Annotated in this window: 8 protein-coding genes; 6 read left to right on the forward strand and 2 right to left on the reverse strand. The window is 45.6% G+C overall.

Features of this window, described 5'->3' with window-relative positions:
- Positions 1 to 112 precede the first annotated feature (112 nt).
- Both DXD78_RS02030 and DXD78_RS02035 read right to left on the reverse strand, forming a co-directional pair.
- Positions 113 to 1,906 (reverse strand): ATP-binding protein, encoded by a 1,794-nt coding sequence (locus DXD78_RS02030; RefSeq protein WP_005835971.1) that lies wholly within the window; start codon positions 1,904 to 1,906, stop codon positions 113 to 115.
- Positions 1,881 to 2,570 (reverse strand): response regulator transcription factor, encoded by a 690-nt coding sequence (locus DXD78_RS02035; protein WP_005835972.1) that lies wholly within the window; start codon positions 2,568 to 2,570, stop codon positions 1,881 to 1,883. Before DXD78_RS02035 ends, DXD78_RS02030 begins: the two co-directional genes overlap by 26 nt.
- 288 nt (positions 2,571 to 2,858) lie before the next feature.
- Between DXD78_RS02035 and DXD78_RS02040 the strand changes: the two genes are divergently transcribed.
- The 6 genes from DXD78_RS02040 (at position 2,859) to DXD78_RS02065 (ending at position 13,709) form a co-directional block, all read left to right on the forward strand.
- Complete coding sequence (locus DXD78_RS02040; protein WP_009036798.1) at positions 2,859 to 4,055, forward strand: hypothetical protein; 1,197 nt, start codon at positions 2,859 to 2,861, stop codon at positions 4,053 to 4,055.
- A gap of 597 nt (positions 4,056 to 4,652) precedes the next feature.
- Positions 4,653 to 7,862, forward strand: coding sequence for a SusC/RagA family TonB-linked outer membrane protein (locus tag DXD78_RS02045; protein WP_005826721.1), 3,210 nt, complete (start codon positions 4,653 to 4,655; stop codon positions 7,860 to 7,862).
- 21 nt (positions 7,863 to 7,883) lie between these two features.
- Positions 7,884 to 9,731: a SusD/RagB family nutrient-binding outer membrane lipoprotein gene (locus DXD78_RS02050; protein WP_005826719.1), complete on the forward strand. Its 1,848-nt coding sequence runs from the start codon at positions 7,884 to 7,886 to the stop codon at positions 9,729 to 9,731.
- 331 nt (positions 9,732 to 10,062) lie between these two features.
- Positions 10,063 to 10,869: a DUF3805 domain-containing protein gene (locus DXD78_RS02055; protein WP_034528663.1), complete on the forward strand. Its 807-nt coding sequence runs from the start codon at positions 10,063 to 10,065 to the stop codon at positions 10,867 to 10,869.
- A gap of 63 nt (positions 10,870 to 10,932) precedes the next feature.
- Positions 10,933 to 12,822: an ABC-F family ATP-binding cassette domain-containing protein gene (locus DXD78_RS02060; protein ID WP_005826716.1), complete on the forward strand. Its 1,890-nt coding sequence runs from the start codon at positions 10,933 to 10,935 to the stop codon at positions 12,820 to 12,822.
- A 44-nt stretch (positions 12,823 to 12,866) separates the two neighbouring features.
- Positions 12,867 to 13,709, forward strand: a complete 843-nt coding sequence (locus DXD78_RS02065) for a histidinol-phosphatase (RefSeq protein WP_009036801.1) — start codon at positions 12,867 to 12,869, stop codon at positions 13,707 to 13,709.
- Positions 13,710 to 13,776 lie beyond the last annotated feature (67 nt).

Below are 13,776 nucleotides of genomic sequence, written 5' to 3' on the forward strand. Positions count from 1 at the left end.
AGCAATCCGTCATGTCGGTAAGGTGAAAAGATACCAATACAAGCCACACTTGCCACAAGAACCTTCTCCAGAGGTATGCAAAGCATTTTGTTTGGTGTGGTAAAACGGGCTGTTATCTCTCTTTTGCCAGTGTGAATACAAACTCCAGTCCTCCACCTTGGTTGTTTTTGGCAGAGATGGTGCCTCCGTGAATAAGGACTGCATTCTTCACTATGGCGAGCCCCAAGCCGGTGCCGCCCAACTTGCGCGAGCGTCCTTTGTCTACACGGTAGAAGCGTTCGAACAAACGGTTCAGATGTTCGGGAGAGACGCCGATGCCGGTATCGGCAAAACTGAAATAGTAGTAATTCTCGTCTTCGCGGAAACAACTGATGTTGATGTGTATGTTGGTGCCGGCATAAGCGATGGCGTTGTCCATGAGATTGCGGAAGATGGAGTAGAGTAGAGAGTAGTTGCCCCGCAACTGTATCTTCGGTTTTAGGGAATTGACAACGGTGATTTGCTTCTGTTCCAGTTCCAGGGACACTTCGTTGACGATGTTTGAAACCAGCATGCTGATGTCCACCTTTTCCATATCAATCATGTTGGCGGCTTCGTCCATGCGGGTCAGTACGGATATGTCGCGCAGCAGGCGGCTCAGGCGGTTGCTTTGCGCGTAGCAGCGTTCCAGGAAGACCTGCATCTTTTCGGGTGCAATGTTTTCGTTGTTCACGATGGTTTCCAGATAACCTTGTATGCTGCTTACGGGGGTTTTCAGCTCGTGGGCGATGTTCTGGGTCAACTGCCGTTTCAGCCGTACTTGCTCTTCTTCCTGGGTGATGTCGTTGATGGAAATTTCAAAGCTGAGGTCTTGGAAGATGATGCACTCCACGATGAAGGTGCGTCCGTTCTTGTTGATGTGTACGGACATCCTTCGTTCTTCGTTGTAGGAGGGGCGCTTCTGCGCCTTGTTGATGAAATCCGTTATCTTCTGGAATTCGCAGATGGAGAATATCTCTTCGGTAGCCTGCAGGTTGGAGTCTGAAATCAGATTGCCGTATTGGGTGAACAGATTGTTTACCAATATCTCCTTTTTGTCTCTGTTGAATACGCCCAGTCCTTCGCGGGAGGTTTGCAAATGGGTGATAAGCTTTTCGCGCTCAATGTAAAGCGCCTCTTTGGTTTCGCGCAGGCGCTTGTATATCTGTATGATATGCTGCGAAATCTCTCCAAGCTCATTGTGCGGGAAGGCGGCTTGTATGTCCATGTCTATGGGTTCGTTCTTGTCGGCCCTTTTGGCAAACTCGCGCAGGTGGTTGATGGCGCTGCCCAGTTTGGAGGTGAATTTGTAGAAGACGGATATCAGCAACAGTGATACAATGACCGTGAACCAGATGTAGTGTGGGTCGGCAGCCAGATTGTTCATCAGGTTGACGTTGTAGGGGAGGGCTGAGCGGATGATACAGCCTTCGTAGGCGGTGGCAGAATAGAAATAGGTCTTGCCGGTGGTTTCGGAGATGCGCCGTAGGTCGTAGCCCTTGCCGTCTTTCAGCGCTTTCTGAACTTCGGGGCGTTTGATGTGGTTGTCCAGTTCATGGCTGTCGTTCTGGGAGCTGTCGAACAATACGTTGCCATGAAGGTCTACCACAGTGACGCGCAATTCCTTGTTCACATGCTTGGAGATGTAGCTGTCCAGCATGGAAGTCCATAGGCTGTCGGGGAGGTAACGAAGCTCCTGGTGCAGTCTGTCGTTATAATCTTGCAGCTGCATGTCCAGCAGCTCCACTTTGTATTCCTTTTCCCGCTGATACTGGTAGGCGATGAAGCAGGCGGCGAATACGAGGAACAGCGAGATGACCGAAAGGAAAAGCTTCCGGCTGAAGGACAGAAAGTGTCTGTCGTTATTCGGCTTCGAAACAATAACCATATCCCAAGCGTGTTACGATACATTTGCCATAAACTCCGATTTTCTTGCGCAGACGTGTGATGTTCACGTCGATGGTGCGGTCCAGCACATATACTTCGTCGCTCCAGATGCGGTTCAGTATATCCTCGCGCGAGAATACGCGTCCTTTATTCTGCAAAAGCAGCAATAAGATTTCAAATTCTTTTTTGGTGAGCGGTGCCTCTTCGCCGTCAATGCAGACTTTCTTCTTGATGATGTCCAGTACCAGCGTCTTGTAGACAATCTGTTCCGGTGCATGTTCCGTTTCTCCTTGTCGGGTGCGTCTAAGTACGGCTTTGACACGTGCCGCCACTTCGCGCAGCGAGAAGGGTTTGGATATGTAGTCGTCCGCTCCCAGGTTGAAACCGGTCACGGTGTCATTTTCCGTATCTTTGGCGGTAATGAAGATGATGGGTATCTGGGCTGTCTTCTTGTCCTTCTTCAGCATGCTCGCCATTTTGAAGCCGGAAATTTCTCCCATCATCACGTCCAGCAGTAGCAGGCTGTAGCTGCCAATGTCCATTCTCAGAGCTTCTTCAGCGGAGTTTGCCGTATCCACTTCGTAGCCTTCGTTTTCGAGGTTGAACTTCAGAATTTCACATAAGTCTTCTTCATCGTCCACTACTAAAATCCGGTAATCGTTCATTGCTTTGTTGTTTATGTATGACAAGGATAAAACAATTCTCTTGTCACAAAGTTAAACTTTATTTCTTTTTATCGGCAAAAATAGTGCAAACCGAATGCAGAATTTTCATGTTTGCATGAAAACTTGTGCTGAGATGCAGGCCATTTCTACTTTCTGGGTACAAAAGTGAGGCTAATTTGTTACGGAATGATGAAACAAGTGTTACATTTGGGTTACATTAAATTCTCGTTTATCTAAAAGCCCTGTCACATATAAAATATTATCTTTGCTTCGTAAATATTGAATTGTATGAAAGAACTTATGTATATCAGGAGTTTCTCTAAAAGGCGTTTGCCGGTTATTGTGGGAACTCTGCTTTTAGTGATAATCGGCTCTGTCTGGCTGAATACGGCTCCTTTCCGTTCGGGCTTTGATATCGCGGATGAGCTGGGCGGTAATATATTCCCTTCCAGTATCCTTTCAGTGGCTACCACCGATGCTCAGGTCATAGTGCCGGTAGACTCCATGTATGTAGGTAATCCGAAGTCGTGCATCGCTGTCCGTGTCCGTTCGAGGAATGCTTATAGCCGGGTGCGGGTAGAAGTTGCGGAGACTCCGTTCTTTTCCCGTTCAGTGTCGGAGTTTGTGTTGGCAAAACCGCGTACGGAGTATATTATCTATCCTGATATCATATGGAATTATGAGGCTCTGAAGAATAACAACCAGGCGGAACCCATTAGTGTGGCCGTTATGGTAGAGATGAACGGTAAGGATTTGGGGCAGAGGGTGCGTACTTTTTCCGTTCGCAGCATTAATGAATGTCTGTTGGGGTATGTCACGAATGGTACAAAATTCCATGATACCGGCATCTTTTTTGCAGCATATGTAAATGAGGAGAATCCTATGATTGACAAACTGTTGCGTGAAGCGCTGGATACGCGTATCGTCAACCGGTTTTTGGGTTATCAGGGAGGTACCGAAGTGGTGGACAGGCAGGTTTATGCCTTGTGGAATGTACTGCAGAAGCGTAAGTTCCGTTATAGCTCGGTCTCCAATACGAGCCTTTCCAGCAATGTGGTCTTTTCACAGCGTGTGCGCACGTTCGATGACGCCTTGGAGTCCTCGCAAATCAACTGTGTGGATGGAAGTGTGCTTTTTGCTTCTCTGCTCCGTGCCATCAACATAGAACCTATATTGGTGCGCACCCCGGGGCATATGTTTGTAGGATACTACACGGATTCCAGTCATAAAGACATGAATTTCCTTGAAACGACCATGATTGGTGATGTGGATTTGGATGATTTCTTTCCGGACGAACAGTTGGATTCGACGATGGTGGGAAAGTCGCAGAACCAGATGTCGCGCATCACCTTTGACAAGTCCAAGGAGTATGCCAATAAGAAGTATGCCCAGAATAAGGAAGGTATTCATTCCGGCAAACTGAACTATATGTTTCTGGAAATATCCAAAGAGGTGAGAAGGAGAATACAGCCGATAGGGAAATGAGGCGTAGAATGCAAACAGCCGATTTTCACGAACCGGCCGTTCCAATCATCATCTATGAATGAAGACCGTTGAGAGGCTTCAATGAATTAAAACTGAACACTAGTGATTTCTGTTATGAAACTTGTATATATTAGTATTATGCTGAAAAATAAAATGTTAATGTAGATTATATATGGAATTTATTATTGTTAATAGTCTAACACTATTTTTTGATGAACTTATGAATCATTTTAACTAATTTGCTTTTTAGAATCCTTATCCATACCAATATCCCCACGTAATCAAGTTCTTTTTATATAAAAAGATTTATGAATATGCTTTAATGCGTAAATCAAATAGTTCAAAACATCGCTATATATAAATGATAAATGTGATGTGTTTTTCGTTTTTTCGCATCATTGAGATATATTATATACAAGTACGGCATTAATATGATTAAGAGTTAATGCTTTGAATAATTACTAAATAGATATTTAAAACTTTGCAAAAATATAAATGCAAATGTTTTAATGTTTATTTAGTAATTTTTAATTCGATTGATGATAGAATTTCTAAATTAATTCATATGTTTGCAAACAAATCCAAATAATAGAGCTTATGAAAAGAAATTATTGCTTATCATTAGTGTTGCTTGCATTGTTTGGGGTGTCTGCACCTTTTGCTGCTAATGCAGCTGTTGAAAGTGTGCTAAGTTCCCAAAGTACTCAGCAAGCCAAGAAAATCACAGGTAAAGTTTTAGATGCGGCAGGCGAACCCATCATCGGCGCCAGCGTGTTAGTAAAAGGTTCTGGTACCGGCGCTGTGACGGATATTGATGGAAATTTTTCTGTAGAGGCGCCGGTGGGTAGCACATTGGAGGTATCTTTCATTGGCTACAAAACAGTGACATTGAAGGTGACGAACGCCACTACTTATACTGTGAGTTTGCAAGATGACTCGCAAGCGCTGGACGAAGTGGTTGTGACGGCAATGGGTATCAAGAAAGAGCGCAAGGCTTTGGGATATTCAATGGAGGATGTGAAGTCGGATGAATTGATGAAGATGAAAACTGCCAATCCTATTTCATCCCTTTCGGGGAAAGTGGCCGGTGTGAATGTTACTCAGTCATCCGGTGCTGCTGGTGCGGGCGCTCAGATTATATTGCGTGGAGGAACGTCGGGTGCTGAAGGCAAAGACAATCAGCCGCTCTTTGTGGTGGATGGTGTTATTTTTGATAACTCTTCATCAGTGGTGGGCAATTCGGCTTTCGATGGTTCCATGCGTTCTGCCTCTACTACTTCCAATCGTTTGATGGATATAAACCCCGAAGATATAGAAAGTATGTCGGTGCTCAAAGGCCCTGCAGCTGCCGCTTTATACGGTTCACGTGCAGCCAACGGAGTTATTCTTATCACTACCAAGAAAGGTAAAGAGGGCGTGGTTGAAGTGAATATCAATTCTAAGTTTACTGCTTCATGGGTAAAGAGCCTGCCGCAAACGCAACGCCAATATGCCCGTGGATATATGGAAGACCAATATGATTCAAAGAAGAACTATACTGGTACTGTGTTTAATGACTTTGCTTATACTTCGTGGGGAGAGAAGTCGAACGCAGCTACTTATGATAACATAGGTGATTTCTTTCAAGGCGGAAACATTTTCGATGAAAGTGCCAGCGTAGCCGGGGGTACCAAGAACAGTAAATTCTATCTTTCAGGGTCTTACTATGATCAAGTAGGTGTTGTACCCGAAACAGGATACAAGAAATATGCTTTCCGTTTCAATGGTGAGCAGAAGGTGGGGATTTTTACCTTTAACGCCAGTGCCGCTTATAGCGATGCTCATACAGACCGTACTTTGACGGGTGCCGGGCTTTATAATTCGAGTGGTAATGGTGCTCTTTATGGTGTGTACAACTGGTCTCCTTTCGACCGAATGACCCACTATCAGAACGAGGATGGTACCCGTTATCGTTTGTTTGGCGATCGTCTTGATCCATGGGACGAACGCGACAACCCCTATTGGATTGTCAATCGTAACCACATGTATGACGACATCGACCGTTTCAATGGGATGCTCAGTATAAAAGCCGATATTGCCAAATGGTGGTTTGTTTCTTATAAAATAGGTATTGACCGTTATACCCAAACTGCTTCCAACCGTTTGGCTGCCAATGGCGTGCTTAAACAAGTGTGGCAAAAAGGTATGATGAGTGACAACACCCAGCAGTTCCGCTATATGAGCCATGACTTTATGTCGAACATGAGCCATAAGTTCGGTGATTTCGATTTGAATCTTTTGTTGGGTGCCACAATGGACGAAACCAAGACAGACCGTAGCTCGATGATGGCTTGGAACTTTTCCGTTCCTGATTTCTTCTCATACGCCAATGCCAGTAAAGACAATAAGCAATTCACACATGCAGCTACTAAGAAACGTTTGGTAGGAGCTTTTGGAGAATTCCGTGCATCATGGAAAAATATGCTCTATCTCACTGTGAGCGGTCGTAATGACTGGACTTCTACTCTTCCTCTTGAAAACCGTTCGTACTTCTATCCTTCGGTAAGCGGTTCATTCGTATTTACTGAAGCCTTGCAGCGACTCGGTTGGCTGGATGACAGTGTGCTCAACTTTGGTAAATTGCGTGCATCGTGGGCCAAGGTAGGTAAAGATACCGGTGTGTACGAATTGGAAACTGCCTTATGGCCTACGGGTACCTATCTTGACGGTACGGTAGGTGTGGGAAATACTTGGACACGCGGTAATGACAAACTGAAACCGGAAATGACCAAGTCTACCGAAATAGGCGTGGAATTGAGTTTCTTCAAAAACCGCCTGCACATAGACTATGCTTACTATACCAACGATTCATATAATCAGATTCTTGCTCCTCGCGGTCCGCAATCTACCGGTTACATCTTTTGGAGTATCAATGCGGGCAATGTGTATAACAAAGGTATGGAACTCTCTATTTCGGGAACTCCCATACAGACTAAGGACTGGACATGGGACATTGGCTTGAACATGGCAGGTAATCGTGGTACTTTGGACGGGCTTCCCGAAGGTATGGGCGTGATGTATGTTACCGATGTGCAATATGCCGGTATGCAGGCAGCCTCGTTCAGCGGTGGAGATTTTATGGGTATTGCCGGTACCAAATGGAAACGTAATGACGCCGGTGAGGTGATACTCGACAAAAACGGTATGCCTACTTATGACAAAACCCTTGTAGCAGTAGGTAATCGTGAGTCATCGTTTACCGGTGGATTGAACAACACCCTTACTTGGAAGAATTTTACTTTCAATATGCTATGGGAATTCCGTGTAGGTGGCGATGTGGTCAACGGTACTCAATATGCTATGGATAACAGCGGTGTGAGCCAGTTCTCTGCCGATGTACGCAATCGTTCTCTCACTGTAACGGGTGTCAATGCCAATGGTGACCCAGTGACCAATACTTGGGAAGCCGATAAAACCTATACTTTTAATGGAGTACAAATGAGTGGCTACAACATCATTAAGGATTACTATCAGAACTATTATTCTAAGGAGTCAGCCAACTATATTACCGATGTCAACTCTTTGCGTTTGCGTTCTGTTTCATTGAGCTATGAGTTTCCTAAAACGTGGCTTTCCAAGATTGGATTTGTAAAGCGTGCTTCGGTATCGGTAGCTGCTACCAATCTATTGCTCATCACCAATTACGACGGTGATCCTGAAGTGGCTGCCGCCGGTGCGGGTGTAGGTGGCTCATCATCAGTAGGATTTGACTACTGCGGTGTACCTGCCACTTCTACCATGTCGTTTGGCTTGAATCTTACTTTCTAACTCTTAAAAAACAGAAGCAATATGAAATTATTCAAATCTATGATATTATGTAGTGTGGGTGCCCTTATGACTTTGTTCTCGGGGTGTAGTGACTGGCTCGATGTAAATGTCGATCCCGAAAATCCCACAGCCGGAAATGCGACCTATGATTCACGATTGGCACATATTGAATTTTATACCAACAGTGCCACTCAGTTTGCTGCTTGGCGTTCCAGTATGTCTATGGGCGATTGGACACGCTATTATGACGGCGGTACTTATTGGAGCATGTCTTATTGGAGTCCTCAGACCGGTGCCGTTACCACTCCCTACCAATGGTGGTTCTGTGGAGCTGCTGTAAATATTCCATTTTTGATTGACAAGGCTACGGCAGCCGAGGCTTGGCATTATGTGGGTGCAGCTCGCGTAATTCGTGCCTATGGTTTTATGCTTATGACAGACCTTTATGGAGAAATGCCTTACAAGTCGAGTGAGGCTGAAGCCGGTGTTACTCCTACCTATAATGACGGAAAAACAATCTATTTGGGCTGTTTGGCCGATCTTGACACCGCTATCGAGATGTTCCAAAAAGAGCAAGGGTCTGCGACAGCTTCGTTGGCTGTAGGCGATATTTGGAATGGTGGTAGTGTAGACAAGTGGCTTAAATTGGCATATTTACTTAAAGCACGTTACATTAACAAGCTTATTAAAAAGGGTGAAGGCAGTTATCTTGAAGGGAAATACGATGCCGCAGAAATCTTGGCTTGTCTTGACAAGGCTCAGCAAAGCAATGCCGACAATACCGTATTCAATCATATTGATGCCAATAATTCGCATGATGTATTGGGATGGGACGAACCGGTTGATTATTCACCGCTCTTTTCTGTATGTGGCATGAATGCCGGCTATATGCCTACCAAGATGCTTTACGATAATCTGACAAATTTTGCCGGAAGTGGAATAGAAGATCCGCGTGCCGATAAGATTTTACCTTGGGCATATTCGAAGCAATCAAGTAATTCACCCGCAGAGGTGAAGTTCAAAAACGGTTGGCGTCGTTCTATGGGTGTAGACATGATTGGCAATGATAGTCCCAGCCTTACCGGCGGACCGTTGCGCTCGAACTTCTCGGCAGCCAAAGGTTGGTGGATTGACAGTGAATCTTCTACCCGTAAGGGGGACACTATTTATGTAGAGTGTACCAGTCAGTGTAAAGCTTATCAAGGACGTCCTGATTTACTTTATCGTCGCGATGGTACTGATGCCTCTCGCGAATCGGGAACTTTCTATACTCGCGTGTCTTCTCCCACCTATATTGGAACCTATGCCGAAGCTTGTTTCATACGTGCTGAAGTACTCTTTAACCAAGGTAATAAAGGAGCGGCTTTTAATGCTTATAAGAAAGGTATTGCAGCCAGTATCGACGGTATGAACGATAAATTGAAAGTGTGGTGCCGTGAAGATGCCAATTTGGAAGCATGTCCTTCATTCTCTCCTATGACGCAAACCGACATTGACAACTATTTGAACAATGGTATCGGCACTGAAGAGAATATTACTTTGGGCAAGATTCTTACTCAAAAGCGTTTGGCATTGCATTTTTCCATGGAAATTTGGAACGATATGCGTCGCTACGATTTTAATCCGGAGCTTTTCTTAGGCTGGGGTATTCCTGCACGCTATGGCGTTGATGCTACTGCCCAAAAGAATATTCCGCAGGGTAAACAGTTCCGTCGTTGGCAGCAATGCAGTCATGAGCTCAACTACAATACGGCCAATCTGCAAGCTATCGGTGCCACTGTTCCGGGAGCTGATACTTCAATTGCACTTTGGAATGCTGCCGAGGACGTATGGACTTTACCCGTATGGTGGGACAGTGCCCAAAACTAATTTTTCATTGCATTTTATTTTGTGATACAAATTCATTATCTTTACGCCCAAAATGTGGATTTTAAGATATAGTTAAGATATTGAAGGCTCTAATGGTCTTCATTCATAGATGATGATTGGAACAGCCGGTTCGTGAGAATCGGCTGTTTTTTTGTTTCGTTTGTTTGCATATCAACGGCGGTAATATGTTACTTTTGCCCTAAAACCGAAGATAGGCTGCACCTCAGCATAAAAAATGGACAAGTTCATTTTATTTTGCATTCGGTTTGTACTATCTTTGCGAGAAATAGCTGAGATGGTAGGAACTGTCTTTGCAAAGATTAGTCTATATATGGAACAAAGCAAGAAATTTATCTCTCCGGGGGCATGGTTCTCCATGACTTATCCGGCAGACTGGAATGAATTCGAGGACGGGGAAGGCTCTTTCCTTTTTTATAACCCCAATGAGTGGACCGGTAATTTTCGCATTTCGGCTTTCAAAGGGAATGCTACATATGGCAAGGACTCCGTGAAGCAAGAGTTACGGGAAAACTCCTCTGCCATTCCGGTTAGGATAGGCCGGATGGAATGTGCATATAGTAAGGAAATGTTCGAGGAAGAAGGTGCGTACTATACTTCCCATTTATGGATAACGGGCGCGGATGAAGTTGCCTTTGAATGTTCGTTTACGGTGAAGAAAGGAGAGCCAGTTGCAGAAGCGGAGAAGATTATCGCTTCGCTGGAAACGCGGAAGGATGGAGTGAAGTATCCAGCGGAGATAATTCCGGTGCGCCTTTCGGAAATCTACCAGATTAATGAAGCATACGAGTGGGTGGATACTACTATAAAGGAATTGTTGAAGAAGGATTTCCAGGGAGCCGAGGAAGACATTGCCAAGATGCAGCAGATGATGGAAGAAAGCAACATCAGCCCTAAAAAGAAAGATGCGTGGCTGGCTTTTGGCATTGTGCTTTGTGTTATTTTCGCCAATGAAGTGGACGGTATGGAATGGCGTACCTTGGTGGACGGAAACCGGGAAGCGCCCATATTGCTGAACACGTCTACCGGTGAATGGATAGACCCCATGAAGCTGGTTTGGAGCAAAGTAAAGGCAGGAGGTAAAGTGAATCTGCTGGAGATATACAGCTCCTTGTTCTAAGGTCCGGTCATCTCGGTACTGTGATTTTCAACTTTCAATTTTCATTTTTCAACTATTAAAGCATTGGCAGCAGTAAATTCAATTCTTCAGGTGGAAAACTTGACCAAGTCGTTCGGTGACTTGGTACTATTCGAAAATATTTCTTTGGGCTTGTCCGAGGGACAGCGTGTCGGGTTGATAGCCAAGAACGGCAGTGGCAAGACGACATTGCTCAATATCCTTTCCGGCAAGGAAGGGTATGACAATGGCACCATTTCCTTCCGTCGTGATTTGCGTGTGGGTTATCTGGAACAAGACCCGCAATATCCCGAAGAGCTGACCGTGCTCGAAGCGTGCTTCCATCATGGCAACAGTACTGTCGAGTTAATCAAGGAATATGAACGTTGCATGGAAACGGAGGGGCATCCCGGCTTGGACGAAATTCTGGTGCGTATGGACCATGAAAAAGCTTGGGAGTACGAGCAGAAGGCGAAACAGATTCTGTCTCAACTTAAAATACGTGATTTCAGTCAGCACGTAAAACATCTGTCCGGCGGGCAGTTGAAGCGTGTGGCACTTGCCAATACCCTTATCACTGAACCCGATTTGCTGATACTGGACGAGCCTACCAACCACCTCGACCTCGATATGACGGAGTGGCTGGAGGAATATCTCCGCCGGAACAACCTCAGCTTGCTGATGGTGACGCACGACCGTTATTTCCTCGACCGGGTATGCTCCGAAATCGTAGAGATAGACAACCGGCAGATTTATCAGTATAAAGGCAATTACAGTTATTATCTGGAGAAGCGCCAAGAGCGTATCGAGGCCAAGACTGTGGAGATAGAACGTGCCAATAACCTCTACCGCACAGAGCTGGAATGGATGCGCCGCATGCCGCAAGCCCGCGGGCACAAGGCACGCTATCGGGAGGATGCCTTTTACGAGTTGGAGAAGGTGGCTAAGCAGCGTTTCAACAACGACAATGTAAAGCTGGACGTTAAGGCTTCTTATATAGGCAGTAAGATATTCGAGGCAGACCATCTGTACAAATCCTTTGGTGACTTGAAGATTCTGGATGATTTCTCCTACATCTTCTCCCGTTACGAAAAGATGGGTATCGTAGGGAATAACGGTACGGGCAAGTCGACCTTCATCAAGATACTGATGGGGTTGGAGCAGGCAGACAGCGGTACGCTGGACATTGGCGAGACGGTCCGCTTCGGTTACTACTCGCAGGACGGCTTGCAGTTTGACGAGCAGATGAAAGTGATTGATGTAGTGCAGGACATTGCCGAAGTCATAGAACTGGGCAACGGCAAGAAGCTGACGGCATCGCAATTCCTGCAACATTTCCTGTTTACTCCCGAGACACAGCACAGCTATGTCTACAAGCTGAGTGGGGGAGAACGCCGCCGCCTCTATCTGTGTACGGTCCTGATGCGCAATCCCAACTTCCTGGTGCTGGATGAGCCGACCAATGACCTCGATATTGTGACGCTGAATGTGCTGGAAGAGTATTTGCAGAATTTCAAAGGATGCGTGATTGTGGTGAGCCACGACCGTTATTTCATGGACAAAGTGGTAGACCATCTGTTAGTGTTCAACGGACAAGGGGACATCCGCGACTTTCCCGGCAACTATACACAATATCGCGACTGGAAAGATGCGAAAGTCCATCAAGAAAAGGAGAAAGAGAAAGAAGCCGCCAAGGCTCAGGAGGACAAGACGGCGAAGGTGCGTCTGAACGAAAAGCGGCGCATGTCTTTTAAGGAAAAACGCGAGTTTGAACAATTGGAGCAGGAGATAGCTGACCTGGAAACCGAAAAGAATGCAATTGAAGAGGCTTTGTGCAGCGGTACTTTGTCTGTGGACGAACTGACGGAGAAGTCGAAACGTTTGCCGGAATTGTCGGACTTGATTGACGAAAAAACATTGCGCTGGCTGGAGCTGAGTGAGATAGAATCGAACTGAAGTTCGAAATTGAAAATTAAGAATTAAAAATTAGAACTGAGAAAGTGGGAAATCTGACGAATTATCATAGCCATAGCCTTTATTGTGACGGGCGTGCCGGCATGGAGGACTTTGTGCGTTTTGCATTGAGTGAAGGTTTTACATCTTATGGCTTTTCATCGCATGCTCCATTGCCTTTTTCTACGGCATGGACTATGGAGTGGGATATCATGGACGACTATCTATCTGAATTCCATCGTCTGAAGGAGAAGTATGCCGGACGTATCGAACTGTATATCGGTCTGGAGATTGATTATCTGAATGAAGCGAGTAATCCGTCCATCGCCCGTTTCAGGGAGTTGCCGTTGGACTACCGTATTGGTTCTGTACATCTTCTCTACAATGACAAAGGGGAAGTGGTGGATGTAGATGTATCTGCGGATACCTTTAAGACCATTGTAGACGGACATTTCTGCAGTGATTTGGAGCATGTGGTCCGTCTCTATTATGGTAGGTTGACGAGGATGCTCGAGCTGGGTGGTTTCGATATTGTGGGCCATGCCGATAAGATGCACTACAATGCGGCATGCTATCGCCCGGGATTGCTGGACGAGCCTTGGTATGATGAGCTGGTTAGGGCGTATTTCGCAGATATTGCCCGTCGTGGCTATCAGGTAGAGGTCAATACCAAAGCCTATCATGACCTGGGTACTTTTTACCCCAATGAGCGGTACTTCTCCTACCTGCATGATTTGGGTGTACGTGTGCAGGTAAACAGTGATTCACACTATCCGGAACGGATAAGCAACGGACGTCCCGAAGCCTTGCGTGCCTTGAGGAAGGCTGGGTATGAATCGGTGATGGAACTACACGGAGGAGAATGGAAAGAGATGCCTATCGTGTTTTGAGTGAATAGGATACAAAAACTCCTGACTTGCCTTTTTGTAAAGGTAGTCAGGAGTTTTTTCTTTCTAT

It is taken from the genome of Bacteroides sp. D20 (assembly GCF_003436255.1).
Lineage (GTDB): Bacteria > Bacteroidota > Bacteroidia > Bacteroidales > Bacteroidaceae > Bacteroides > Bacteroides uniformis.